This window comes from Hydrogenophaga sp. (genome assembly GCF_036675665.1).
In the GTDB taxonomy this organism is placed as follows: Bacteria; Pseudomonadota; Gammaproteobacteria; order Burkholderiales; family Burkholderiaceae_C; genus Hydrogenophaga.
In genome coordinates, this window is sequence record NZ_JAKFEO010000099.1 from 115,269 (window position 1) to 140,974 (window position 25,706).

The 25,706-nt window shown below is 66.7% G+C and carries 22 protein-coding genes; 9 read left to right on the forward strand and 13 right to left on the reverse strand.

Features of this window, described 5'->3' with window-relative positions; all coding sequences use genetic code 11:
• Positions 1-60: 60 nt before the first annotated feature.
• Entirely contained in the window at positions 61-1,872 is a 1,812-nt protein-coding gene (locus tag V6M63_RS22490; protein WP_332745579.1) for a carboxyl transferase domain-containing protein, read from the forward strand.
• Positions 1,873-1,878: 6 nt separating this feature from the next.
• Here V6M63_RS22490 and V6M63_RS22495 read toward each other — a convergent pair whose 3' ends face one another.
• Genes V6M63_RS22495 through V6M63_RS22505 form a run of 3 tightly spaced genes read right to left on the reverse strand, consistent with a single transcriptional unit; the run spans position 1,879 to position 7,777 of the window.
• Complete coding sequence (locus V6M63_RS22495; RefSeq protein ID WP_332745541.1) at positions 1,879-2,364, reverse strand: response regulator; 486 nt, start codon at positions 2,362-2,364, stop codon at positions 1,879-1,881.
• Positions 2,361-6,224: a PAS domain-containing sensor histidine kinase gene (locus V6M63_RS22500; RefSeq protein ID WP_332745543.1), complete on the reverse strand. Its 3,864-nt coding sequence runs from the start codon at positions 6,222-6,224 to the stop codon at positions 2,361-2,363. Before V6M63_RS22500 ends, V6M63_RS22495 begins: the two co-directional genes overlap by 4 nt.
• Positions 6,225-6,274: 50 nt before the next feature.
• The gene (locus V6M63_RS22505) at positions 6,275-7,777 is read right to left on the reverse strand and encodes an FAD-linked oxidase C-terminal domain-containing protein (protein WP_332745545.1); all 1,503 of its coding nucleotides are present in this window, start codon (positions 7,775-7,777) and stop codon (positions 6,275-6,277) included.
• A 171-nt stretch (positions 7,778-7,948) separates the two neighbouring features.
• On the opposite strand from V6M63_RS22505, the gene V6M63_RS22510 reads away from it, so the two are divergent.
• Positions 7,949-8,371: an Hsp20/alpha crystallin family protein gene (locus V6M63_RS22510; RefSeq protein ID WP_332745547.1), complete on the forward strand. Its 423-nt coding sequence runs from the start codon at positions 7,949-7,951 to the stop codon at positions 8,369-8,371.
• 43 nt (positions 8,372-8,414) lie between these two features.
• Here the strand turns inward: V6M63_RS22510 and V6M63_RS22515 are convergent, their stop codons facing one another.
• Both V6M63_RS22515 and purU read right to left on the reverse strand, forming a co-directional pair.
• Complete coding sequence (locus tag V6M63_RS22515) at positions 8,415-9,284, reverse strand: LysR substrate-binding domain-containing protein (protein ID WP_332745549.1); 870 nt, start codon at positions 9,282-9,284, stop codon at positions 8,415-8,417.
• Positions 9,281-10,129, reverse strand: a complete 849-nt coding sequence (purU, locus tag V6M63_RS22520; protein ID WP_332745551.1) for a formyltetrahydrofolate deformylase — start codon at positions 10,127-10,129, stop codon at positions 9,281-9,283. Before purU ends, V6M63_RS22515 begins: the two co-directional genes overlap by 4 nt.
• A gap of 121 nt (positions 10,130-10,250) precedes the next feature.
• Here purU and V6M63_RS22525 point away from each other — a divergent pair, with 121 nt between their 5' ends.
• On the forward strand, positions 10,251-11,591 hold the full coding sequence (locus V6M63_RS22525) for an aminotransferase class III-fold pyridoxal phosphate-dependent enzyme (RefSeq protein WP_332745552.1): 1,341 nt from the start codon (positions 10,251-10,253) through the stop codon (positions 11,589-11,591).
• Positions 11,592-11,600: 9 nt separating this feature from the next.
• Here the strand turns inward: V6M63_RS22525 and V6M63_RS22530 are convergent, their stop codons facing one another.
• Positions 11,601-12,416, reverse strand: coding sequence for a ChaN family lipoprotein (locus tag V6M63_RS22530; protein WP_332745554.1), 816 nt, complete (start codon positions 12,414-12,416; stop codon positions 11,601-11,603).
• Positions 12,417-12,480: 64 nt separating this feature from the next.
• Here V6M63_RS22530 and V6M63_RS22535 point away from each other — a divergent pair, with 64 nt between their 5' ends.
• The gene (locus V6M63_RS22535) at positions 12,481-13,551 is read left to right on the forward strand and encodes an AbrB family transcriptional regulator (protein WP_332745556.1); all 1,071 of its coding nucleotides are present in this window, start codon (positions 12,481-12,483) and stop codon (positions 13,549-13,551) included.
• Between the two features lie 127 nt (positions 13,552-13,678).
• On the opposite strand, the gene V6M63_RS22540 is transcribed toward V6M63_RS22535, so the two are convergent.
• From V6M63_RS22540 to V6M63_RS22550, 3 genes are all read right to left on the reverse strand, one after another.
• Positions 13,679-13,963 (reverse strand): BTH_I0359 family protein, encoded by a 285-nt coding sequence (locus V6M63_RS22540; protein WP_069045105.1) that lies wholly within the window; start codon positions 13,961-13,963, stop codon positions 13,679-13,681.
• Between the two features lie 152 nt (positions 13,964-14,115).
• Entirely contained in the window at positions 14,116-15,360 is a 1,245-nt protein-coding gene (locus tag V6M63_RS22545) for a DUF3108 domain-containing protein (RefSeq protein ID WP_332745558.1), read from the reverse strand.
• Positions 15,357-16,238: an IclR family transcriptional regulator gene (locus V6M63_RS22550; RefSeq protein WP_332745560.1), complete on the reverse strand. Its 882-nt coding sequence runs from the start codon at positions 16,236-16,238 to the stop codon at positions 15,357-15,359. Before V6M63_RS22550 ends, V6M63_RS22545 begins: the two co-directional genes overlap by 4 nt.
• Positions 16,239-16,420: 182 nt before the next feature.
• Here V6M63_RS22550 and V6M63_RS22555 point away from each other — a divergent pair, with 182 nt between their 5' ends.
• Positions 16,421-17,428, forward strand: coding sequence for a fumarylacetoacetate hydrolase family protein (locus V6M63_RS22555; RefSeq protein WP_332745562.1), 1,008 nt, complete (start codon positions 16,421-16,423; stop codon positions 17,426-17,428).
• A gap of 6 nt (positions 17,429-17,434) precedes the next feature.
• Here the strand turns inward: V6M63_RS22555 and V6M63_RS22560 are convergent, their stop codons facing one another.
• Both V6M63_RS22560 and V6M63_RS22565 read right to left on the reverse strand, forming a co-directional pair.
• Positions 17,435-17,875, reverse strand: coding sequence for a VOC family protein (locus V6M63_RS22560; protein WP_332745564.1), 441 nt, complete (start codon positions 17,873-17,875; stop codon positions 17,435-17,437).
• Positions 17,876-17,914: 39 nt separating this feature from the next.
• Positions 17,915-18,271 carry a TraR/DksA family transcriptional regulator gene (locus V6M63_RS22565; RefSeq protein ID WP_332745565.1) on the reverse strand — a complete coding sequence of 119 codons (357 nt, stop codon included), beginning with the start codon at positions 18,269-18,271 and terminating at the stop codon, positions 17,915-17,917.
• A gap of 166 nt (positions 18,272-18,437) precedes the next feature.
• Between V6M63_RS22565 and V6M63_RS22570 the strand changes: the two genes are divergently transcribed.
• Genes V6M63_RS22570 through V6M63_RS22580 form a run of 3 tightly spaced genes read left to right on the forward strand, consistent with a single transcriptional unit; the run spans position 18,438 to position 21,763 of the window.
• The gene (locus tag V6M63_RS22570) at positions 18,438-19,277 is read left to right on the forward strand and encodes an enoyl-CoA hydratase/isomerase family protein (protein WP_442909637.1); all 840 of its coding nucleotides are present in this window, start codon (positions 18,438-18,440) and stop codon (positions 19,275-19,277) included.
• 47 nt (positions 19,278-19,324) lie between these two features.
• The gene (locus V6M63_RS22575) at positions 19,325-20,425 is read left to right on the forward strand and encodes a PhaM family polyhydroxyalkanoate granule multifunctional regulatory protein (protein ID WP_332745566.1); all 1,101 of its coding nucleotides are present in this window, start codon (positions 19,325-19,327) and stop codon (positions 20,423-20,425) included.
• A 30-nt stretch (positions 20,426-20,455) separates the two neighbouring features.
• A complete protein-coding gene (locus tag V6M63_RS22580) occupies positions 20,456-21,763 on the forward strand; it encodes an FIST signal transduction protein (protein WP_332745567.1) in 1,308 nt (435 codons plus the stop codon).
• A gap of 3 nt (positions 21,764-21,766) precedes the next feature.
• On the opposite strand, the gene V6M63_RS22585 is transcribed toward V6M63_RS22580, so the two are convergent.
• The gene (locus V6M63_RS22585; protein WP_332745569.1) at positions 21,767-22,525 is read right to left on the reverse strand and encodes a ProQ/FinO family protein; all 759 of its coding nucleotides are present in this window, start codon (positions 22,523-22,525) and stop codon (positions 21,767-21,769) included.
• A 56-nt stretch (positions 22,526-22,581) separates the two neighbouring features.
• Positions 22,582-23,313: a helix-turn-helix domain-containing protein gene (locus tag V6M63_RS22590; RefSeq protein WP_332745571.1), complete on the reverse strand. Its 732-nt coding sequence runs from the start codon at positions 23,311-23,313 to the stop codon at positions 22,582-22,584.
• 317 nt (positions 23,314-23,630) lie between these two features.
• On the opposite strand from V6M63_RS22590, the gene V6M63_RS22595 reads away from it, so the two are divergent.
• Positions 23,631-25,556, forward strand: a complete 1,926-nt coding sequence (locus tag V6M63_RS22595; RefSeq protein ID WP_332745573.1) for an MFS transporter — start codon at positions 23,631-23,633, stop codon at positions 25,554-25,556.
• Positions 25,557-25,706 lie beyond the last annotated feature (150 nt).

Here is a 25,706-nt window from a genome sequence, read left to right on the forward strand (position 1 = left end):
TGTGTCGCGTCATCGACCGTTGTCGGCGGTCACGAAGCGCAGAATCCCGCCATGAATTTTTTGCGCTCTCCTTTGCAGGCACGGATCGTTCAGTGGCTGGTGGCACCAGGTGACTCCGTGCGGCGCGGCGACGTGCTCGTGGTGCTGGAAGCCATGAAGATGGAGCACGAACTGCGTGCCGAGTCGGATGCCCGGGTGCTGGAGCTGTTGTTCGAGGCCGAAGCGTCGGTGCAGACGAACGATGTGTTGCTGCGCTCCGAGCCCCTGACAACCAGCCCTGCCATGGTGACCGAGGCGTCGACCCGCCCGAATGCGCCAGGCCAGGTGCGCTCCGACCTGCAGGCGATGCTGGACCGCGATGCGCTCACGCAAGATGCCGCGCGGTTGGATGCCGTGGCGCGCCGGCATGCCCTGGGCCTGCGAACCGCGCGCGAAAACCTGGCCGATCTGTGCGACGAGGGCAGCTTCATCGAGTACGGTGCCCTGGCGGTGGCCGCGCAGCGTGCCCGGCGCAGCCAGGAGGATCTGGTGGCCAACACACCAGCCGATGGCATGGTGACCGGCATCGGATCGGTCAATGGGGCGACCTGTGGCCCTGAGCGATCGCGCACCGTCGTCATGGCCTATGACGCCACTGTGCTGGCCGGCACCCAGGGCATGCGCAACCACCAGAAGACCGACCGCCTGCTGGGCATCGCGCTGAGCCAGAAATTGCCGGTGGTGCTGTTTGCCGAGGGTGGTGGCGGGCGGCCCGGTGACACCGACATGCCCATCGTGGCGGGTCTGCATGTGGGCACGTTCGCCGCCTTCGCCCGCTTGTCTGGCCAGGTACCGGTGATCGGCATCGCAGCGGGGCGGTGCTTTGCGGGCAATGCCGCGCTGCTCGGCTGCAGCGACGTGATCATTGCCACGCGGGGCAGCAACATCGGCATGGGCGGGCCGGCGATGGTGGAGGGTGGTGGGTTGGGCAGTTTCCGGCCCGAGGACATCGGTCCCGGCGACGTCCAGCACGCCAACGGCGTGATCGATGTGCTGGTGGACGACGAAGCGCAGGCGGTGGCGGCGGCGCGGCACTGCCTGTCCTTCTTCCAGGGAAGCATGCCCGGCTGGACCGCGCCTGATGCGCTCACCTTGCGCGACGCCGTGCCCGAGAACCGCCTGCGGGCCTACGATACCCGGACCGTGATGCAGGGGCTGGTCGACGAGGGCAGCCTGCTGGCGCTGCGCACCGGGTTTGGCGCGGGCATCCACACGGCGCTGGCGCGCATCGAGGGCCGTGCCGTGGGCCTGATGGCCAACAACCCGCTGCACCTGGGCGGCGCCATCGACGTGGACGCGGCCGACAAGGCCGCGCGCTTCATGCAGCTGTGCAACGCGCACGGCCTGCCCATCGTGAGCCTGGTCGACACGCCAGGCTTCATGGTGGGTCCGGACATGGAAGCGCGAGCACAGGTGCGACATGTGAGCCGGCTGTTCGTGGTGGCGGCCCAGTTGCGCGTGCCCTTCTTCAGTGTGGTGCTGCGCAAGGGCTACGGCCTGGGCGCCATGGGCATGACGGCCGGCGGGTTTCACGCGCCGGTGTTCACCGTGGCCTGGCCTACGGGTGAGTTTGGCGCCATGGGGCTGGAAGGCGCCGTGCGATTGGGCTATCGCAAGGAGTTGCAGGCCGCGGCTGAAGGCGCCGAGCGCGATGCGCTGTACGGGCGGCTGGTGGCCGAGCAGTACGCCAAGGGGTCGGCCGAGCAGATGGCCACCACGCTGGAGATCGATGCGGTGATCGATCCGGCGCAAACCCGCCAGTGGCTGGTGCGTGGGTTGGCCGGCGCGAAGGTGGGCGAGCCCACGGCCCGCCGGTTCATCGACACCTGGTGAACAGGCTCAGATGAGGTCGCCGAAGCCGGTGTTGCGCACCGTCGCGTTGACGGTTTGTGGCGCGGTCTGGTTGATGTTGATCCAGAACTCGCACACGTGCTTCATGGCACTGAGGAACTGGGAAAACTCGGTCGGCTTGGCGATGTAGGCGTTGGTGCCGGCGTCGTAGGCGCGCAGCAGGTCGCTGGGCTCGGTGGAAGAGGTGAGCACCACCACCGGAATGTTGTGCAACAGGTCGCTGCCCTTGATTTCCTTGAGCACGCCGATGCCGTCGAGCAAGGGCATCTTGAGGTCGAGCAGCACCAGAACGGGGTTGCTGCCGGAGCGGTTGGTGAAGCCGTTGCGCCGGTACAGGTAGTCCAGCGCCTGCATGCCGTCGGAGACGTGGGTGACCCTCCCGTCCAGGCCATGGCGCGACAGAGCCAGCTTGGTCAACTCGGCATCGTCGGGGTTGTCTTCGACCAGAAGGATTGCGTCGGCGCTTTTGCTCATGATTCCAGGGGGGCAGGTATCGAGTCCAGGATGGAGTCCGAAAAACCAGGGCCCTCAAAAGGTAGGGAGAAGTAAAAAACGCTGCCGACACCCAGCTCGCTTTCGGCCCAGATGCTGCCGCTGTGCCGCTCGATAATGCGCCGTGTGAGCGCCAGCCCGATGCCTGTGCCTTCAAACTCCGAGGCGCGGTGCAATCGCTGGAACACGCCAAACAGCTTCTGCGCGTATTTTGTGTCGAAACCCACACCATTGTCACGGACAAAGAAGGTGTAGCCCACCACCGGGTCGACGTTCCAGCCCACCTCGATGCGCGTTCGTTCACGTGGCCGGCTGTATTTGTAGGCGTTGCCCAACAGGTTGGCCCACACTTCGCGCAGCAACAAGGCGTCGCCCTGCACCACCGGCAGGTCGGGGGCGACCACCCAGTCGACGATGCGGCCTTCGGTGTCGTGCCCGATCTGGGCCACCACCGCTTCGACCAGCAGCTGGAAGTCCACCGGCGTCACGTTGACCGCCGCCCGGCCCAGGCGCGAGAACGCCAGCAGGCCGTCGATGAGCTGGCTCATGTGGCGGGCTGAGTTGCCAATGGTGTTCAGGTAGCGGGCGCTCACCTCGTCGCACTGGCTGCCCATGTGTTCTTCCAGCAGGCTCACGAAGCTGGAGATGTGGCGCAGCGGCGAACGCAGGTCGTGCGACACCGAATACGAGAAGGATTCCAGGTCCTTGTTGGCGGAGAGCAATTGTTCGGTGCGTTCGACCACACGGTTTTCCAGCTCGTCGTTGATGTTGCGCATCAGGTCGTCGAGCCGCTTGGCGTCGGTCATGTCGCGGTTGATCTTGGCAAAGCCGCGCAACTCTCCACTGTCGTCTCGCAGGGCAATCAGCACCGAGTGCGACCAGTACTGGGTGCCGTCCTTGCGCGTGTGCCAGTTGTGCAGCTCGTGCTGACCCCGCGAGGCGGCCAGACGCAGCATCTGGTCGGCGCGGACCCGTCCGTGCTCGGGGTTGGCGGGGTCGAACAGCACACCGTAGTGCCGGCCCAGCATCTGGGTGGGCGAGTAGCCGTCCATGCGCTGGGCGCTGTCGGTCCAGTCGGTGATGAGCCCGTCGGCGTCCATGAAGAAGATGCAGTAGTCGCGCAGGTTGTCCACCATCAGGCGAAAGCGCTGCTCGGCCTCCAGCAGTTCCGCCGATCGCTCGCGGATGCGCTGCTCGAGTTCTTCGTTGAGGTTGCTCACCCGCTCTTCGATGAGCTTGCTCTCGGTGATGTCGATCATCTGGACGAACAGGCCCTTCACCTTGCCGTCCTGCACATCGGGCAGGTAGCGCGAGCTCACGAAGATGTGTTTGCCATCGACCGTGGGGCGCCAGGTGGTGAAGTTCTGCTCCTGGCCTGCCAGCGTGGCCTCCATGCGGGGTTTGATGTCGGCCCAGACCTCGGGGCGCACGCACTCGCTGATGTGCTGGCCCAGGATGCGCACCGGGTTCATGCCGTAGACCCGCAGGTGTTCGGCGTTGGCAAAGCGGAAGCGAAGCCCGGCGTCCAGGTAGGCAATCAGGCCGGGCACATGGTCGGTGATGGTCTGCAGGAAGCGCTGGTTGTCGCGCAGGGACATCTCGGCCGCCTTGCGGTGCGTGATGTCGACCACGGTGGTGTTGCTGCGCAGGAAGCGCCCGTCCTCGTCGCGCACCGCCGACGAGGACAGCAGCGCGTGGAAGGTGCTGCCATCGCGTCGGCGCATCTGGTACTCGACCCCTTCCAGCGCATCGTCCTGGAGGATCTTGCGCATGCGGGACTCGAACAACGGCACGTCGGCGGCGGAGATCACCTCGCGAAAGACCATCTTGCCCACCACCTCGTCGCGGCGGTAGCCCAGCCAACCCAGCTCGGTGTCGTTGATCGACACGAAGACACCCCGGGTGTCGAGCGAGTGGTAGCCGCAGGGCGCCTGGTTGTAGAGCGCCTGTGCCTGGCTCAGGGCCTGATTGAGCTGGCGGTTGGTCTGGTTGACCAGGTCTTCGGACGCCTTGCGCTCGGTGATGTCGAGCATCTGGATGAACAGGCCGGCCACGTTGCCGTCGTGCCAGTAGGGGGTGTAGTCGATGCTGGCGTAGAACACCGTGCCGTCCGGGAACACGCGCTCGCCTTCGAAACGCTGTGCCACGCCGGCGAGCGCACTGTCCAGGCGCGGGCGTGCTGCTTCAAAGTCCTGGCTTCGTGCAATGCGGCTCAGGTGCAGCCCCACCAGCTTCTCGGGTGAACCATCGAGCCAGCGCGCGTAGCTGGCGTTGGCAAAGCGGCAGATCAGGTCACGATCAAAGAACGCGAGCTGCACGGGCACGCTGCTGGCCACGGTCTGCAGGAAATTGCGCTGCGCTGCCAGAGCCACTTCGGCCGCCTTGCGCTCGGTGATGTCCACCAGCGTGTTGTTCGTGCGCAGGAAGCGTCCCTGGGCATCGTGCACCGCCGTGGTGTTGAGCAGGCCGATGAAGCCCGTGCCGTCGCGCCGCAGCATGCCGATCTCGGCGGCTTCCAGTGTCTCGCCGCGCAGCAGGCGTTGCAGGCGCTCCAGCACATCGTCGAGGTAGGCTGGTTGCACATGGTCCCGAAAGTGCTTCTTGCCCACCACCTCGTTGCGGTTTTCATAGCCCAGCCAGTTGAGCTCGGTCTGGTTGATCAGCACGTACAGCCCGTTGGCGTCAACCGAGTGGTAGCCACAGGGCGCCTGGTTGTAGGCGATCTGGGCCTCGCGCAAGGCGGAGTGAATCCGGTCCTTGGCCACGGCCAGTTCTTCGGTGCGCTGCTGCACGGCGCTCTCCAGCTCGGCATTGAAGCGCTGGATGCTCTCGTGCTGCAGGTGCTGTTCGGTGATGTCGCGCGAGACCGCCAGCAGCATCACCGGCTGGCCCTGGGTGTCGCAGATGGGTGTGACCACGGTGTCCCACCACTTGGGTGTGCCTTTGAAGGTGGGGCCGTAGGCCACGAACCTTGAGTTCTCGCCGCGGCAGGCCGATTCGATGGCCTCCAGCGCCAGCAGAACGCCATCATCCGGCCACCACTCGGCCCATGCGCCCATGCGCACCAGCTCGAAATCGTCCACTTCCAGGAGACGACAACCTTGCGCCGTCATCTGCACCACCCGCCCCTCGAGGTCGAGTACCTTGGTGCAATCGGGGCTGCTGGCAATGATCTGGCGGTTCAGCTCGTCCTTGATGCGGGCTTCGGCTTCGAGCACACGCATGGGCGTGATGTCCTGAATGAAGCCCAACTGGCTGGTCACGTTGCCGTGTTCGTCGCGCAGCGGTGAATTGCGCGCCAGCACATGCACCACCTCGTCGCCCGGCCGGATCAACCGGAACTCCACACTCAGGCTCTCGCCAGTGGCGATGCCGCGGACCCAGTGTTCCTGCACCCGCGGCAGATCCTCGGGATGCACGCGGTCGAGCCAGCCGAAATTCGGAAAGTCGTGTTTGCCCAGCGCAAAGATCTGCTGCAGGCGGGCGTCGACATGGGTGAGCACGCCGGCCTGGTCGGTGCGGAAGATGCCGATGGGGAATGCGCTTCCCAGTGCGGCAAAGAGGGCCTCGTATTCGAGGTGCGCGGCCGCCACGGGCGAGCCTTTGTCCGCATCGAGCGCCAGTTCGAGCGACAGCGGCAGATCGGCGTGAATACCCACATCGCTGGAGGAGCCTTCGTGCAGGCTGCCGCCCATGTGCTGGGCGTAGTTCCGGCGCAGGTGCAGGTTTTCCGCCTTGAGGGTCTCGATCTCCAGCAACAGCGCCCGTTCTCGAGCCGAAACCGTTGCCTCGGTTCGGTTTGCATCAGGACGGCTGTCTTTCGAGGGGAAGAGAGCGCTCATCCAATCAACTGTACCCCACGGGGCACACCGCCGATCGTGATATTTGACCCTCAGAACCGGGGTAGATCGGGGTGCGCCAGCCGCCCGCCACGCACCAGCATTTTTCCGTACTCAGCACAACGTTGCAGAGTGGGAATGACCTTGCCCGGATTCAGTAGCGATTTGGTATCAAAAGCCCGCTTCACGCTGAACATCTGCTCGTTTTCTTCGGGCGAGAACTGCACGCACATGCTGTTGAGCTTCTCCACGCCCACGCCGTGCTCACCGGTGACCGTGCCGCCCATGGCCACGCTGGTCTCCAGGATGTCGGCACCGAAGAGCTCGCAGCGGTGCAACTGGTCGGCATCGTTCGCATCGAACAGGATCAGCGGGTGCAGGTTGCCGTCACCCGCGTGGAACACGTTGGCGCAGCGCAGGCCGTACTTCTTCTCCATCTCGGCGATCGCCAGCAGGATGTCGGCCAGGCGCTTGCGCGGGATGGTCGAGTCCATGCACATGTAGTCGGGGCTGATGCGCCCACTGGCCGGGAAGGCGTTCTTGCGACCGCTCCAGAAGCGCAGGCGCTCGGCCTCGTTCTGGCTCACGGCAATGGCGGTGGCGCCGCAGCCGCGCAGCACCGCGCTCATGCGGCCGATCTCTTCCTCCACTTCCTCGGGCGTGCCGTCGCTCTCGCACAGCAGGATGGCCTCGGCGTCCAGGTCGTAGCCGGCGTGCACGAAGTCCTCCACCGCGGCCGTCATGGGCTTGTCCATCATCTCCAGCCCTGCCGGGATGATGCCGGCGGCGATCACCGAGGCCACCGCGTCGCCGGCTTTGCGGATGTCATCGAAGCTGGCCATGATGCAGCGCGCGAGCAGCGGCTTGGGCACCAGCTTCACGGTGACTTCGGTGGTCACGGCCAGCATGCCTTCGCTGCCGATGATGAGCGAGAGCAGGTCGAAGCCGGGCACATCCAGCGCCTCGCCACCAAAGGTGACGGGCTCACCCTCCACCGTGAAGCCGCGCACCTGCAGCACGTTGTGCACCGTCAGGCCGTATTTCAGGCAGTGCACGCCACCGGAGTTTTCCGCCACGTTGCCGCCGATGGTGCAGGCGATCTGGCTGCTCGGATCGGGTGCGTAGTACAGGCCGTGCGGGGCGGCGGCCTCCGAAATGGCGAGGTTGCGCACGCCGGCCTGCACCACCGCCGTGCGCGAGCGCGGGTCGATCTTCAGGATGCGGTTGAACTTGGCCAGCGACATCGTGACGCCCAGGGCGTGCGGCATGGCGCCACCCGAGAGTCCCGTGCCCGCGCCGCGCGCCACCACCGGCACGTCCAGCGCGTGGCAGACCTTGAGCACCGCGGCCACCTGTTCTTCGGTTTCGGGCAACACCACCACCAGCGGGCGCTCGCGGTAGGCGGTGAGGCCGTCGCACTCGTAGGGCACGGTGTCTTCGGACTGCCAGAGCAGCGCGTGCGCGGCCACCACGGCCTGCAGGGCGTGCACCACCTCGGCCTGGCGCGCGGCGCGCTGGAACTGGGTGGCTTGAGCGGGGGAGGAGGGGGCATTCATGGCGGGCTCGGGGTGTCTGCAAGGTGGCCGGTTCAGTTTAGGACAACGCCATCGCCGGTGGATTGAAGAATCTTGCAGCCCTCTTGAAATTTCCGGCCGGGAACATCAATTGAGGAACACCCAACCGCCACCCGGCGAAACCGTTCAACCCCTTGTTCAGGAGCATTTGCCATGAACCGTCTGATTGCCCGAACCAACCTGTTCGATGACTTTTTCAAGGACGTCGCCCCCGGTTTTTACGTCAAACCGCTGCACGGCGAAGGTTTGCCCGCGCAGATCAAGATCGACGTGAAGGAAACGCCCGAGGCCTACGCCGTGGAAGCCGAGGTGCCCGGCGTTTCGCGCGAAGACATCCAGGTCACCATCGACGGCCCGGTGGTCACGTTGCGTGCCGAAATCCGCCAGCAAGACAGCCAGTCCGATGGCGAAAAACTGCTGCGCAGCGAGCGCTACTTTGGTGAGGTCTCGCGCAGCTTCCAACTGCCGCAGGACATCGACAACGCGGCGTCGAAGGCGAAGTATGAAAACGGGGTGTTGCAGCTCACCTTGCCGAAGAAGCTGCCGACGGCTGGTCAGCGCCTGACCATCGAATAAGACGCGAAGCGAGCGCTGCAAGGCTTGCAGCGCTCATTCGTGCTCAAGCCATCACCTGCTGCAACCACTGCGCGAACGCCGCGCACTCCCACCGATCCATGGTGCCGGTTCGCCAGCACAGGTAGTGCGCGTGTGGGCTCGGCACCCGGCGTGGATAAAGCGGCGCCAGTGCACCGCTGTCCAGCCAGGGTGCGGCCAACCGGTAGCGCAGCAACGCCACGCCCATGCCGGCTGCAGCGGCGTCGCACATCAGGCCAATGTCGTTGAACTGCGAACCCTCGTTGGGCTCCGGCCAGTCCAGTTCGTGCGCTGCAAACCAGGTGCGCCAAGGCTCCAACGGGCTGCGCAGCAAAGGCACGCCCTCCAGATCGGTGGGCGCCGTGAAAGGACCGTGCTCCCGTACGAAGGCGGGTGAGGCCATGGGTGAGACATCGTCCTTGGCGAGGCAGACGTGTTCAACGTCGGCGTATCGACCCGTGCCGAATCGCACCATGAGGTCGGCGTCTTCGGCCACCACGTCCAGCAGCGGGATGCTGACTTGCAGTGTGAGGTCGATTTCGGGGTAAGCATCGTTGAACTGCTTGAGGCGGGGCAGCACGATGGAGCGGGCGAACGTCGGCGTGATGGCCAGACGCAGCTTGCGCCGTCCGGGCGCGGCGTTCTGGCTCGGAAATTTCTGCAATGTGGCCAGGCCGTCGCGCACATGGGCCAGGTATTCGCTGCCTTCGGTGGTGAGCGAAAAGTCGGCCCGCCCGAACAGCCTGGTGCCCAGGATCTGCTCGAGCTGTTTGATGCGGTGGCTCACCGCGCTGGGCGTCACATTGAGTTCGTCCGCCGTCTGTGTGACGCTGCGCAGGCGCGCCAGCGCCTCGAATGTCAGCAGGCACTGGATCGGCGGAATCCTGATGGTCACTTGAACACGACCGTCTTGTGCCCGTTCAGCAGAACCCGGTGCTCGCTGTGCCATTTCACGGCCCGCGCCAGCACCTGACTTTCGGTATCGCGCCCGCGCGCGGTGAGGTCTTCCACTGTGTCGGTGTGGTCCACGCGGGTCACGTCCTGCTCGATGATCGGGCCCTCGTCGAGGTCGGCTGTCACGTAGTGGGCGGTGGCGCCGATCAGTTTCACACCCCGGTCGTGCGCCTGGTAGTAGGGTTTGGCGCCCTTGAAGCTGGGCAGGAAGCTGTGGTGGATGTTGATCGCCTTGCCCGCCAGTTCGCGGCACAGGTCGTTGCTCAGCACCTGCATGTAGCGCGCCAGCACCACCAGCTCGGCGCCTTCGGTGCGGATGATGTCGAGCTGTTTCGCCTCGGCCTGCGCTTTGGTGGCCGCGGTCACCGGGATGTGGTGGAAGGGCACGTTGTAGCCGGCCGCGAGCTGGTAGAAGTCGCGGTGGTTGCTGATGATGGCGCGAATGTCCAGCGCCAGCAGACCGCTCTTCCAGCGGAACATCAGGTCATTGAGGCAGTGGCCTTCCTTGCTCACGAAGATCACGGTGCGCACCGGCTCGGCCAGCGGGTGCAGGCTCCAGCGCATGCCGAACGGCTCGGCGAACAGCTTCAGGCGCAAGCGCAGATCGTCCGGTGTGAGCTGGGCGCAGGCGAACTGCACGCGCATGAAGAACAGACCGGTGTCGTGGTCGTTGTACTGCGCGGCTTCTTCGATGTTGCCGCCGTGTTCGAACAGGAAGCCGGAGACGGCGTGCACGATGCCGGGGCGGTCCTGGCAGGAGAGGGTGAGGACGTGGGTGTGGTTCATGGCGGGCCGATTGTCGCAGCAAGCTCCCGGGTGGGCCTGCGCGGGGCCCTGGCAGTGGAGCCTCTGCAGGCCAGTGCCGGTGCCACAATTCCGGCTTCTCATCAGTGCCGGAGACGCCGCCATGGCCTACAACGACCTTCGCATGGACAACCAGTGGTTGCCCTTCACACCCAACCGCAGCTTCGCCAAGGACCCACGCATCTTCGTGGCGGCCGACGGCATGCACTTCACCACGCACGACGGCCGCCAGGTCATCGACGGCATCTCCAGTCTGTGGTGCGTGGGCGCCGGCCACAACCGCAAGCCGATCAACGAAGCCATCAAGAAACAGCTCGACACGCTGGACTACAGCACCGCCTTCAGCGTGAGCAACGACAAGGCCTTCCGCGCCGCCGAAATGATCGCCGCCATGGCGCCCGGCGACCTGAACAAGGTGCTGTTCTGCAACTCCGGCAGTGAGGCGGCCGACACATCGATGAAGGTGGCGTTGGCCTACCACCGCGCGCGCGGCGAAGGCCACCGCAACGTCTTCATCGGCCGTGAGCGCGGCTACCACGGCGTGGGCTTCGGTGGCATGTCGGTCGGCGGGATTCCGGCCAACCGCAAGGTCTACGGCACCAGCCTGCTGCCGCGTGTGGACCACCTGCGCTTCATCCACGATCCGGTGAAACACGCCTATGTGCACAACACCGAGCCGGTGTGGGACGAAGACCTGCTGCTGGAGCTGGAAAACCGCATTCTGCCGCTGCACGACCCGAGCAACGTGGCGGCCGTGATCGTGGAGCCGGTGGCTGGCAGCGCCGGCTGGTACGTGCCGCCGCAGGGCTATCTGAAACGGCTGCGCGAGATCTGCGACAAGCACGGCATCCTGTTGATCTTCGACGAGGTCATCACCGGCTTCGGCCGCCTGGGCACGGCCTTCGCGTCGGACTACTACGGCGTGCAGCCCGACATGCTGAATTTCGCCAAGGCCGTGACCAACGGCGTGTTCCCGCTGGGTGGCGTGGTCTGCACCGACCGCATCTACGAGGCCATGATGGGCGCGCACGGCAACGCGCCGGAGCACGCCATCGAGTTCTTCCATGGCTACACCTACTCGGGCCATCCGGTGGCGTGTGCCGCGGCCATCGCCACGCTCGACCTCTTCCGCGAAGAGCGGCTGTTCGAGCGCGCCGGCGAGATGGGCCCGGTGCTGGGTGATGCGATGCACGCCGCGCTCATGGGCCTGCCCAACGTGATCGGCATCCGCAGCCTGGGCTTGGCCGCGGCGGTCGAGCTGGCCCCCATCGCCGGGCTGCCGGGCAAACGCGCCTTCGATGTGTTCATGGACTGCTACCACCGTGGCGTGCTGGTGCGCAACGCGGGCGAGAACCTGGTGTTCGCACCGCCCTACATCGTCGAGAAATCCCAGATCGAAACCATGGTCGGCACGCTCGCCGACGCCATCAGGCGCGCGGCCTGAGCGTGCTCTTCAGCGCTTGAACTGCTGGCGCAGTTCGGCGCAGTGGTCGCGCGGTGGCCGTGCGGGCGTGGGCCACACGGCATCGGCCGGCGGAGCTGTTTTGGCGGCACCCGCCTGCGCCATCACCACGCGGTGGTCCAGCGTTTTGGGCAGGTACAGCGGCACACCCAGGTCGCGCCGCACGTGGCCGTTGCCGGCCACCAGCACCACCGTCTTGCCGGGCCCCGCCCGTTCAACCGCCTGCACGGTGGTTCGGGCCATCGCTTCGTCGCGCGCGAGCTGGATGCGGGTCATCGGCGCGATCTGCCCCGCGGGCAGCATGTCGCAATGGCCGCTGCGGATGCCTTCGCGCTGCTCCTGCAGCGCTGTGCGGCTGATGCGGTCTTCCAGCGCCGCGTTGCCCATGGCCGCGCGCATCTGACTGCGCGGCAGGTTGCCGCCGAGCACCGGTGCACCGGCGCGCACGGCGGCCATCACCACCGGGCCGTAGGTGGCCCAGGGCCAGCCGGCGGTGGCGTCGTCGGTCCAGTTGAGCGCATCACGCACCCGGGTTTCGCTGGCGTCGGCCGGCAGGCCGGTGGTCTGGCGGCCTTGCTCGGCCATCTCCATCACCAGCGCGCCGAGCTGACCGCGCGCGCCCAGCGACAGCACCACGTCGCGCTGCAGGGCCTGGTGCTCGGGCGCGTCATGCTGCTCGCCGAGCATGAGCACCGGGGTGGGCATCACGCGTTCGAGCAGGGCGGGGACGGTGGTGGGTGGCGTGTGAGCGCAGGCGCCCAACAGGGCCACGCTCACGGCCAGCGTGACAATGGGTCGACAGGTCATGCGTGGATACTACGTGGCCCGCCGGTCCTGGCGGGTGCATCACACCAGTACCCGAGTGCCTCCCTTGCCCGCTTTCGGCCCCACCTCGTGGCGGCGCGTCGTCCTCACCCTGTTGCTCGCCCTGGCTGCCGCGCTCCTGTGCGTGTGGCTGCGCACGCCCATCCCCTGGATGATCGGTCCGCTGCTGGCGACCTCGCTGGTCTCGGTGCTGGGCGTGCCCACCGAGAGCTGGACCCCGCTGCGCAACAGCGGGCAGTGGGTGATCGGCAGTGCGCTGGGCCTGTACTTCACGCCCGCGGTGGGTGCGCTGGTGGCCAGCCTGTGGTGGGCGATTGCGCTGGGCATCGCCTGGGCGCTGCTGCTGGGCCTGGGCTTTGGTGCCTGGCTGCGCCGCCTGCATGCGGGGCACCTGGCGCACCTCACGCCCACGCAGTTGCTGAGCACGACCTACTTTGCCGGCGCCATTGGCGGGGCGTCGGAGATGACGCTGATCGCCGAGCGCCAGGGCGCGCGCACCGACCTGGTGGCCGCGGCGCACAGCTTGCGTGTGCTGCTGGTCACCCTCACCATCCCGTTTGCGCTGCAGTTCTGGGGCGTGAATGGCCTGGACACGCTCACGCTGGGCCTGCGTGAGGTGCACCTCACCGGCTTGCTCGCGCTGGCCGGCCTCACGCTGGCGGGGGCGCTGCTCATGCAGAGGCTGGGCCGCGCCAACCCGTGGTTCATGGGCGCGCTGGTGGTCACCATGGTGGTCACGCTCGCGGGCGTCACCTTCTCCGCCATTCCGCAGCTGCTTTCAAACGCGGCCCAGCTGGTCATCGGCGTGAGTCTGGGGGTGCGGTTCACGCCGGCGTTTGTGCACACGGCGCCGCGCTGGCTGGCCTCGGTGGCATTTGCCAGCTTTTTCATGATGGGCATCTGCGCGCTGTTCGGCTGGGTCTTGTCGAAAGCCACCGGCCTGCATCCCGCCACCCTGCTGCTGGGCACCGCCCCGGGCGGCATCGCCGAGATGGCCATCACCGCCAAGGTGCTGCAACTCGGCGTGCCCGTGGTCACCGCCTTCCAGGTCTGTCGCCTGGTGGCCGTGCTGGTGCTGGCCGAGCCGGTGTACCGCTGGCGCTACCGACAGGCATGAAAAAGCCCGGTGGAAACCGGGCTATCGGAGCGAAGTGCCTTGTCCAGGAACACCGCGGAACTGGCTTTGCCAGGCCGCAGGTGTTGCCCCCTGGGGGGTGACGCGCCGCAGGCGCGGCGCGGGGGGATCAATGCATCACGACCGGCATCTGAGCCAGCTCGGCATAGCCTTCCAGCGTGTCTTCCACCTCTTCCTGCGAAGGGGTGCTCTGCTGCCAGGCGGTGATCTGGATCTGGAACATCTCGGCCCAGGAGCCATCGAGGTAGACCTCTTTGCCCGAGCGCTTGTCCACGATTTCAAAACCGTGGCGCGGAATCTGCGGGCCTTGCGCGGAAGTGTCTTCACCTTCCGCCGGTGCGTTGGCCAGGATGTGGACCACAGCGAAGGCATCCGAGTCGTAGAGCATGTTCATGACTGAAATTCCTTGTGTTGGGAAAACCGGCTTCCAATGTCTCTTATATCGGCAAAAGTTGGCGGTCTTGAAGTTCTGAGTGCTCTTTACATGGCAACGTTCAGTCCCGTTTCAAGATGCGTGTGTTTTTGGGCACAAATGAAGTGCAAGGACTACGGCATCCGGCTGAGTTGCTGGTCGGCCACGTCGCCGTTGGACTGGGTGATGCGCAGGCGCACCGGGAGGTGCTGCAGGTCGGGTGCCAGCCACATCTCCACCGTGCTGTCGAATTCCTTGCGTGGCAGGCGCACCAGCTGTCGCACACGCATCTCGCCCGCGGGGAGCGCCAGCGTGGTTTCATCGCCCACCTTGAAGCGCCAGATGTCGGCGTCCCCGGTTCCAGCCACCTGCATTTCGATCGTCTGCCCACTCGCATAGGCCTGCGGGCGCGCCTGCAGCAGGCCGGCAATCTGCAGGAACAGGCTCAGGCGGTCTTGCGCGCCGGGCAGCAGCGCGGCGTCGGGTGCGTTGTTGCTGAAGCGGATGCGGTTCTGTTCGGTGTCGAAATGGGCCGCCTTTTCGCTGCGGCTCTTGTCGGCGAAGCGCTCGGGGATCAGGCCGTGGGGGCCCACCCGGCCGGTGCTGGTCTGCACCCGGCTGCCCAGCAGGAATACGCGCATCTCCATGCGGGCGCTGTACCGGCCGTCGGCCAGCGTCCAGTCAAGCTTGCCCTCGGCGTTGTAGGCGATGCCCTTGACGCGCCCGGTCACGGCGTAGTCGAGCCGGGTGCTGGCGGGAGGCTGTGCCGGTGGCAAGGCGCGAGCGGTTGCAGGCGCGGCACGCTTTTTCACGGCGGCGGCGAGCAGTTCCTCATCGGGCGCTGTGGCGGGCTCATCGAGCGCGGCCTCTTCAGGCGCTGGCTCTGGGGCTGGTGCGGGTTCAGGGGCGATGGACTCCACAAGTTCCGCCGGTTCGGCGGGTGGGGTGACGGCGTCGGCCGGCGCTTCGACCAGCGCAACCGTTTCCACCACGGGTGCCTCGACCGCGATCTCCGCGGGTGGGGCGGGCGGGACGTGCTGTTTCGGCGCTGCGGGACGGACCACCGGTGTGGGGCGTGGCAACGGGCGGGGCACGGGCATGGGGGTGGGTTCAATGACCACCGCCGGCACGATCCAGCGCACGGTGCTCACGCGGGCGATGGGCAGATTCGAGGCCGGGGGCGTTGCCGACGCGCCGTCGCTGCGGTCGACCAGCCGGGTTGCCGCCATGGGGGACGATGCGTCGGTCGACGCCGCTGTCGCAGAGGCCCAGGGCAGCGGGCCCAGCAGCAACGCCAGGTGCACGCCCAGCACGGCCGCGATCAGCGCGACCAGGGTGGGCCAGCGCGGTGCAGGAGCGGCTGTGCGCAGCGGCGTCATGGGCTGCGGACGGGTGGTCGATGGCCGAGATCGGCGCTGAGCTGGCGCGCGCTCATGAGCACGGCTTGGGCGGGGGCGCCCGACCACTCGGTATCCAGCGTGGCGACCGACCCCAGCACCACCAGGCCCAGCGCGAGGCGGCCTTGTGCGTCGAACACCGGCGCGCAGAAGCCGCCCACGCCGGGCAGCAGGCTGTGCACCACGCGGGCCAGGCCGTGGCTGCGGGTCTCGTCCAGCAAGGCCTGCACGTCCGCCAGCGTGTGCGGCACGTCCACCAGCGGCAGGCCGCTGCGTGGCAGCTTCTTCAGCCGCGCCAGTTCGTCGCGCACCATGGGGCCGATGCGCTGGGCGTCACGTCCTTCGCTGCCCATGAAGGCGGCAAAGCAGCGGCCGGTGGCCGAGGTGAGCAGCGGCATCACGTCGCCCAGGCGCAATGTCACCGGCACGGTCTGTGGCGCTTCGATCCAATGCACCATGGTCGGGCCCTGGTTGCCCCACACCGCGATGGCCAGGGTGTGACCGGTCTCGTTGATCAACGAATCCAGTCGCTCGCGCGCCAGTTTCACGGCGTCGATGCGCGAGAGGCTGGCCAGGCCCAGGCGCAGCGCGGCCGGGCCGAGGTCGTAGCGGGTGCTCACCGGGTCCTGCACCACCAGGCCCATGCGCTGGAAGCTCACCAGGTAGCGGTGCGCCTTGGCGGCACTCATGCCGGCGGCGGCGGCGAGGTCGCGCAGCATCAGCGCGCCCGGTGCTTCCGACAAGGCATTGAGCAGCTCGAAACCCACCTCCACCGACTGGATGCCCGCGCGTTGCGGCTCGTCCTCGTCCGCATCGGAGGCCGTGGGGGTGGTGTGGGCGTTGCGTTGGGCGGTGGACATGGGCGGCGTTGAACGGGTAGAGGGTCGGCGGACAGACAGGTTCAACGCCCTGTGTATCCGATGGAAGCCGGTGCCCGTGTTCCCGGGGCATCGCCTAGAATCCTGTATTTACGAATAGGTTAATCGATTTCACTAATCGTAACCATCGACGCAACCACCCGCGTAACCATCAGGAGACTCTCATGAAACTCGCCACCTACAAGGACGGCTCGCGCGACGGACAGCTCGTCGTGGTCTCGCGCGACCTGAGCACGGCGCATTATGCGACCGGCATCGCGCACAAATTGCAGCAGGCGCTGGACGACTGGAACTTCATCAGCCCCCAGCTGCACGATCTCTACGTCACCCTCAATCAGGGCAAGGCGCGTCACGCCTTTCCGTTCGATCCGGCGATGTGCATGGCCCCGCTGCCGCGCGCCTACCAATGGGCCGACGGCTCGGCCTACATCAACCACGTGGAGCTGGTGCGTGCGGCGCGCAGCAGCGAGGTGCCACAGTCGTTCTACACCGATCCGCTGATGTACCAGGGCGGCAGCGACGACTTCATCGGTCCGTGCGACGACGTGCTGGTGCCCAGCGAAGACTTCGGCATCGACTTCGAGGCCGAGATCGCGGTGGTCACCGGCGACGTGCCCATGAGCGCCACGCCCGAGCAGGCGCTGGACGGCATCCGCCTGCTGATGCTGGCCAATGACGTCTCGCTGCGCAACCTGATTCCGGCCGAGCTGGCCAAGGGTTTTGGCTTCTTCCAGAGCAAGCCGGCCACCGCGTTCAGCCCGGTGGCGATCACGCCCGACGAACTGGGCGACGCCTGGCAGGGCGGGCGCGTGCACCTCACGCTGCAGAGCACCTGGAACGGTCGCAAGGTCGGCATGTGCGAAGCCGGTCCCGAGATGACCTTCCACTTTGGCCAGCTGATCGCGCACATCGCCAAGACGCGCAACGTGCGCGCCGGCTCCATCGTGGGCAGCGGCACGGTGAGCAACAAGAGCGTGGAGGTGGACGGCCGCAAGGAATGGCCCAAGGGCTACAGCTGCATTGCCGAGAAGCGCGCGATCGAAACCATCCTCGACGGTCAGCCCTCCACTGCCTTCATGAAGTTCGGCGACACGATTCGCATCGAGATGAAAGGCAAGGATGGGCAGAGCATCTTCGGAGCAATAGATCAGAAGATTGCGCCGTCGGCCTGAACGAGCTCAAGCGGCGTAGACCGCTTCGAGCGATGCAAAGCCCTTGACCTCGATCGGGTTGCCGAAGGGGTCGCAGAAAAACATCGTCCACTGCTCGCCGGGTTGCCCTTCAAAGCGCACCTGCGGCGGCAGCACGAACTCGACCCCTGCGGCCTGCAGGCGAGCTGCTAGCGCTTTCCATTCGGGCAACAACAAGACCAGACCGAAGTGCGGCATGGGCACCAGGTGGTCACCCACGCGCCCGGTGCGTGAGGTCTTGAACGGCTCGCCCAGGTGCAGCGAGATCTGGTGGCTGAAAAAGTCGAAGTCGACCCAGGTGTCGGTGCTGCGGCCTTCGGTGCAGCCGAGCACGTCGCCGTAGAAGCGGCGCGCCTCCATCAGATCGGTCACGTGGAACGCAAAGTGGAACAGGCTGCGCGTGGACAGGGGGGTGGCTTGATCGTTCATGCCATCAGCATACCGAGAGTAACGAAAGCGAAAGCGCCCTCAGACTTCGGCTTTGGTCTGGCAGTCGATGCAACGCATCGCGGTGGGGTTGGCGTGCAACCGGGCGGCGGGGATCGACACCCCGCAGTCGACGCACAGACCGAAGCTGCCGTCGGCGATGCGCTTGAGTGCTGCGTCGATGGCGATCAGCTCAGCCGATTCGCGTTCTTCGAGGGTGAAAGACAGTTCGCGCTCGGTGTTGGCCTGGGACTGGTCGTCGCTGGCATTGCCCAGTGCTTCGGCGGCCGATTCGGCACGGCTCATCGCGCCGCCGTGCTGGGCGCGCAATTGCGCGAGCAAGTCGGTGCGCATCTCCTGGAGCTGGGTGGCGAAGGTGTCGGAAATGTGGGCTGTCATTCGGTTCTCCTCGGAAAAATGCGGGTCATTCGGTGGCCCTGCTGGACGGGTCCATGGTGCGCCTTTCGGCGCCGTGGTGTGTTGATGCACGTCAATCACAATCACCCGAAGGCGTGGGAGTGCGCTGCGTCCCTGATTCATAAACCGATTCCTCGAGGAGACCTTGATGACCACCGTGGATTACAGCCGTTACCAGACCCTGGCCATCACCCGGCGCGGCCCCGCCGTGGATGGCGTGCCCTCGGTGCTCGACATCCGGATGCGTGCCGACGGACCCGGCGGCAACGGCAAACTGCCCACGGCCGGCCACGAAGGTCATTGGGAACTCAGCGAAATCTGGCGCGACGTGGGGCGTGACGACAGCGTGCGTTGCGCCGTGCTGCGTGGCAGTGGCCTGGGTTTTTCGGGTGGCGGTGATCTGGCGCTGGTGCAGGACATGGCGACCGACTTCGAGGTGCGCACGCGGGTGTGGAAAGAGGCGCGTGATCTGGTCTACAACGTGATCAACTGCGACAAGCCGATCGTGAGCGCCATGCACGGCCCGGCCGTGGGCGCGGGCTTGGTGGCCGGCTTGCTGGCCGACATCTCGATCGCCGCGAAGAGCGCGAAGATCGTCGATGGCCACACGCGCCTGGGCGTGGCCGCCGGGGACCACGCGGCCATCGTCTGGCCGCTGTTGTGCGGGCTGGCCAAGGCCAAGTACTACCTGATGCTGTGCGACCCCATCAGTGGCGAAGAAGCCGAGCGCATCGGGCTGGTGTCGCTCGCGGTGGACGACGATCAACTGATCGACAAGGCCTTTGAAGTGGCCGACCGGCTGGCCAGCGGCAGCCAGACCGCGATCCGCTGGACCAAGTACTCGCTCAACAACTGGCTGCGCCAGGCCGGTCCCGCATTCGATACCTCGCTGGCGCTGGAATTCATGGGTTTTGCCGGTCCCGACGTGCGCGAAGGTGTGGCATCCTTGCGTGAACGCCGAGCTCCCCGCTACGGCGTGGACGGCTGAGAACCGGCAGCACGGCAGTCGCCCCTGATCCACCACAGGAGACACCCATGAGCGACGCGCCCAGCAGCGGATTCGGCAAGTTCGTGCCCGGCTTCGAGTTCCTGCAGAACCTCGCGGGCCAGGCCGCCGGCGGTGTGGCGCAGGGCATCGGGCAGAACATCCCGCAAATGCCCAACCTGGGCCACTGGGTGGCCCCCACCTTCAACGTGGAGGACCTCGAAAAACGCATCGAGGAACTCAAGGCGGTGCACTTCTGGCTCGACCAGAATTCCAAGGCGCTGGGTGCCACCATCCAGGCGCTGGAAGTGCAGAAGATGACGCTGTCCACGCTCAAGAGCATGAACTTCAGCATGGGCGATGTCGCCAATGCGCTCAAGATCAAGGCGGCCGACACGCTGGCCACTTTCACCGGCGCAGCGCCGGCCGCACCGGCGGCCCAGTTTGCGGGGCTCGAGATTCCGGAGCGCACTTACGGCAACGTGCCAGCGGCCGAACCGGACGAGGAGGCCGAGGAAGAAGAGATGGCCGAAACCGGGCCGGCGCCCGAACCCACACGCAAGCGCAAGGCTCGCCAGTCGCGCGCCGCGGCGCCCGTCCCGGCTTCTGGCGGCGTGGTCGACCCGATGCAGTGGTGGGGCGCGATCTCGCAGCAGTTCCAGCAGATTGCCAGCAATGCGATGAAGGACGTGGCCAAACAGACCGCGCTGGACACGACGCGTCAGGTGGCCACGGGCTTGACCGACCAGGCCGTGAAGGCCGCCACCGGCATGGCAGGCAAGGCCGCGCGCAGCATCGGTGGCTCGGTGGCGCGCAACGTGGGCACCGCTGCCGGCATGGGCCGCGCGGCAGCCCGGGCCGTCACCGCGCCAGCGAAAAAGGCGGCGCCTCGCCCTGCGGCCAGGAAGGCGCCCACCCGTGCCCCCGCGGCCAAGGCCCCGGCGCGCGCGCCATCGGCGCAGCCCATGGCGGCGGGCGACTGGACCATGCCCACGGCGTTCTTCCCCGGCTTTGCCGCGCCGCAGCCCGCTGAAGCCGCGTCCATCAGGCCCAGGAAGGCCCCCGCCAAAAAAGGCGGGGCTCGCAAGGCCGCCACCCCCAAAGCCGCTGCCCGCAAGACCGTGGCGGCCAAATCCGCTCGCCGACGCTGAACCTGTGCGCCTTTGGTGAGTCGACTCCCGATGAAACTCTTTCCCTATGCCCACGCCACCCATCCGCAATGGCGCATGGCTGCCGCCCTGGTGCTGGCGCAGCTGCGCGGCCAGATGGCCTTGCCCGACTACGCCAAGGCGCCTGCGCTGGCCCTGCTCTACATCACCGACCACTACGCCGCTGAAGCCCAGGCCATCCTGGAGCACCTGAGCGCGGAATTGCCTGAAGTGACCGACTGGGCGGGCACGGTGGGAGTGGGCGTGTCGGCCAACAACGTCGAGTATTTCGACGAGCCTGCGCTCAGCGTGATGCTGTGTGATCTGAGTCCTGACCAATACCGCGTGTTCAGCGGCGTGGCGCCGCTCTCGGCCAGCGGCCGCGCGGCGGGCACGGCGGGCTTCGTGGCCCACACCGCGCTGGTGCACGCCGATGGCAGCACACCCGAGCTCAACGAGTTGATTGCCGAAGTGGCCGATCGCACCACCAGCGGATACGTGTTCGGCGGGCTGGCCGGCAGCCGTGGGCAGAGCGTGCAGTTTTCGCTCGGCAGCGCGGGCAATCTGAGCGGTCAGGGAGCCGCCAGCGGCGTGTTTCACGGGGGCTTGAGCGGCGTGGCTTTCGGGCCCGACGTGGGCATCGTCTCGCGCGTGACGCAGGGCGCGCAGCCGGTGGACCGGCAGCGCACGGTCACCGCCTCCGACGGCAACCTCGTGCTCCAGCTGGACGGCGAGCCCGCGCTGGACGTGCTGCTGCGTGAACTCGACATTTCGCTGGAGCAACCCGAGCAGGCCATGCCGCGCCTGCGCGCCACGCTGGTGGGCCTGACGCAGCCCCACCCTGACGTTGACTTCGTGTTGCCGGTCAGTGGCCCGCAGCTGCGCGGGCAGTTCGGCGCCGAGGTCATGGTGCGACACCTGATCGGCCTGGATCCGGGCCGCCGGGGCGTGGCCATTGGCGATGTGGCACCGGAGGGCACCCGGCTGGCGTTTTGCGAGCGCAACGTGCAGGCCGCGCGGGCCGACCTGGTGCGGGTGTGCTCCGAGGTGCGCGAAGAGCTGGAGCCCGAAGAGCTCAGCCTGTCGATGGCCAGCGCCCTGACCGCGGCCGAAGCGGACGCCGCGCCGCACCCGGCGCGGCGCATCGCGGGCGCCATTTATGTCAGTTGCGCGGGCCGCGGTGGTCCGCACTTCGGCAGCCCGAGTGCCGAGCTGCAGGTGGTGCGACGCGCCTTGGGCGATGTGCCGCTGGTGGGGTTTTTTGCCGGTGGCGAGATCGCGCACCACCGGCTGTATGGCTACACCGGCGTGCTGACCGTTTTCACGATGCCGGCTGCCTGATCATCAGGCGGGTTTGACAGCGCGGGCGCGAGCCCGTTCCAGCGTGCGGTTCGCGTCCGCCACGCCCATGCCGTACATGTCGGCGAACTCGTCCACCGTCTTGCCACTGGCTTCAAACGCGCGCAGCAGCGCCGCGTCCTTGGCCGCGCGGCTCACCACCGCGTCCAGCGCTTCCTGGGTCAGCGCATTCACGGCTTCGTCGCGCGTCTGCACCAGTGCGGCATAGGCTTCGGCACCCAGGCCCGAAGCTTCAAATGCCTGCTCGATGCGCTGGCGCAGCTTGGGCCGCAGGTCTTGCGGTGCGCGGCCCTGGCGGCGGCGAAACACCTCCACCAGCGCGTGGTGCACATGCTCGGGGGCCAGCTCTTCCACCGGCTGGCCGCTCAGGTCGCAGCGCGGCTGGCCGCTGGCCACGGCGGTGAGGTAGCGGGTGGAGCGCGTGTGCAGGGCCAGCGCGGCTTTCAGACCATCCTTGTCCAGCGTGTCGGGGTGTGCTTCCAGCAGATCCTGGAAGATGCCGCGCTTCATGGGCAGAAACACCTCACCGAACAGCGCCGGGTAGAGCTGCGCGAGCTGGTCGAGCATGGGGTGGTGACGCGCGGGCGGGCCGCCGGTGGGCGGGTTGGCGCCGCCTCGCTGCGCGCGTTGTGGCGCCTGGCCGCGGCGGTTGCGCCCGCCGCGTGCCGGTGGGCGGTTCCCGGTATCGGATTCGGTGGGAGCCGCCGCTGCAGCGTCGGTGGGTTCGGAGGCGTTCGGATTCATGGTTTCCTGCATTCAGGCGGTCGAGCAAAGCCCGACATCATGCCAGCCGGGCGGCTTCAGCGCCGCAGTTGTCCAAAGGCTTCGAATTCCCAGCTGCGCATGGCCAGCACCAGGGTGTAGCCCTCGCGGTCTTTCTCGGCCAGCTTCTGGTCGGTCTGGTGCTGCTGCGCAAAGTCCTGCGCCACGCGCTGCAGGCGCTCCATGAACATGGGCGCGAGCGTTCGGCTCACCGAGCCGTGCACCAGCATCAGGCCCTCGCCCGTGCCGTCGAAGCCGCCGCGGAAATAGTCGAGCAGGGCGTGGTCGCGGAAGAAGTTCATCACCGGACCGTGCGGGCGCCAGCGGAAGGTCTTGGCCAGCTTGAGACGGTAGCGGTTGAGTGGGCGCAGCTCGATGATGCCGATGCGGTCGAGCTGGGCCAGGCATTTCACACAGTCGGCCTCGCTCAGGCGGTACCGTGCCGTGATCTGCTCCAGCGTCCACTGGCTCAGCACGCAGATGGCCACCAGCAGCAGCTTCTTGTCGGCCACCACCGCGCGCTCCTGCTCCAGCGTCATCTCGCGCAGCAGGGGTTGCGCATCGGCCACGCGGCGCGCCAGGTCGGCGAAGTCCAGCCGCAGGGCGCGGCAGATCGCGTCCACCCGCGAGAGCGACATGTCGCCCTTGGCCAGCATGCGCTTCACGCTGGACTCGGCCATGCCCATGGCTTGCGCCAGATCGGCGTAGGTCATGCGGGCGGTCTTGAGTTCGTGCTTGAGGGCGGTGACGAGATCGGTGGTGGTGCTCATGGGATTCGGGCGTTTGGTATTGAGAATTGATACCTGGCGAACTGAGTCGGATCACTGTATTGCAAAGCAATCCTTTTCGGCGAGGGAGTGGCGACACTTCGCCAGCCCGATCGGGGCCGTCCCAACAGGAGTTCAACGCATGGTCCCTCTTTCGCTCACCCACCACGCACCGTCCACCCCAGGGTTTCGTGTGATGGCCTGGTCGCTGCTACCGATACCGTGGGCCTTGAGGCAGCACGGACTCGGTGACAATGCGCCCGTCCATCCCGCGGCCATGGGCTGAGACCCGCCCCCCACAACGACAGGAGAAGTCAGCCATGTCCGTGTCCTCATCGCACCCCGCCGAGGGTGGTCAGTTCGCCCTGCTGCGCCAGCGCCGCTTCGCGCCGTTCTTCTGGACGCAGTTCCTGGGCGCCGCCAACGACAACCTGTTCAAGTTCGCCTTCACCGTGCTGGTCACGTACCAGCTGCAGGTGAGCTGGTTGCCGCCGTCGCTGGCCGGACTGGTGATCGGTGCGCTGTTCATCCTGCCGTTCCTGCTGTTCTCGGCCACCAGCGGCCAGCTGGCCGACAAGCTGGACCGGCGGGACATGATGGTCTGGCTCAAGCGTGCCGAGATGCTGATCATGGCGCTGGCGGCGTGGGCCTTCTTCGTGCAGAACATCCCGCTGCTGTTGGCGAGCATCTTCCTCATGGGTTTGCAGTCCGCCGTGTTTGGCCCGGTGAAGTTCGCCTACCTGCCGCAGCACCTGAGCGAGCGTGAGCTCACCGGCGGCAATGGCGTGGTGGAGATGGGCACCTTCGTGGCCATCCTGCTGGGCAACGTGGCCGGAGGGTTGATCATCGCCGTGCCCGAGATCGGCGCGCACCACGTGGGCTTCACATGTGTGTTCCTGGCGATCCTGGGCCGTGTGGCGGCCCATCACATTCCCGCCTCGCCCGCCATGGATCCCGGACTGGTGATCAACTGGAACCCTGTCACCGAGACCTGGCGCAACCTGAAGCTCGCACACCGCTCGCCAGTGGTGTTTCGCTCGCTGCTGGGCATCAGCTGGATGTGGTTCTTCGGCGCGGTGTTCCTGAGCCTGTTTCCCGCGCTGGCCAAGGACGTGCTGCACGGCGACGAGCAGGTGGCCTCGCTGCTGCTGGTGGTGTTCTCCATCGGCATCGGCACCGGTTCGCTCTTGTGCGAGGTGCTCTCGCGCCGTCATGTCGAGATCGGCCTGGTGCCCCTGGGCGCCATCGGCATGAGCGTGTTCGCCATCGACCTGTATTTCTCCACCCGGGGTCTGCCGCCCGCCAGCGCGTTGGGGCTTCAAGTCTTCGTGGCCAACCCGCTTCACTGGCGGGTGCTGGCCGACCTCACCCTGCTCAGCCTGTTTGCCGGCCTGTACAGCGTGCCCATGTACGCACTGATCCAGATGCGCAGCCAGCCCACGCACCGCGCCCGCATCATCGCGGCCAACAACATCCTCAACGCGCTGTTCATGATTGCCAGCGCCGTCATTGCCGGGGCCTTGTTGTCGGCGGGTTTCACCATCCCGCAAATGTTCCTGCTGGTGGGTCTGGCCAATGCGGTGGTGGCGTTCTACATCTTCATGCTGGTCCCCGAGTACCTGCTGCGCTTCGTGGCCTGGTTCGCGTCGCGCCTGGTCTACCGCTTCAAGGTACGGGGCGACGAGCACATTCCCACAGCCGGCGCGGCCGTGCTGGTGTGCAACCACGTGAGCTTTGTCGACGCCGTGCTGCTCATGGCCGCCAGCCCGCGGCCGATCCGTTTCCTGATGGACCACCGCATTTTCAAGGTGCCGTTGCTGGGCTGGCTGTTCAAACTGGCCAAGGCCATTCCAATCGCGCCGCAGAAGGAGGATCCGCAGGCCTATGAGGCTGCGTTCGACGCAGCCGTGGCGGTGTTGCGCGAAGGCGACCTGCTGGCCATCTTCCCCGAGGGCGGCATCACGCGTGATGGTCAGTTGCAAGCCTTCAAGGGAGGCGTGGTGAAGATCCTGGAAATGGCCGACCGCGAGGGCTTGCACCCGAGCGTGATCCCGATGGGCCTGAGCAACCTGTGGGGCTCGTACTTCAGCCGGGTCGAGGTGCGCAACGGTGAAGCGGTGGCCATGGTCAGGCCGTTTCGCCGCGGATTCTTCAGCCGTGTCGGGCTTCAGGTGGGCAGTCCCCTCGCGGCCTCGGCGGTGACGCTGGATGGCTTGCGCAATCGGGTCGCCACCTTGATCGACTGATGGTCGTGAGCACCATCCCTCACGTCTCCAGGATGGAGCGCAGGGCGAGCGCGTCGATGGGTTTGTGCAGGAGGGGGAAGCCGAGTTCGGAGGCTTCCTGGATGCGCTGTGGGGAGGTGTCGCCGGTGAGGATGTAGGTGGGGATGGAGC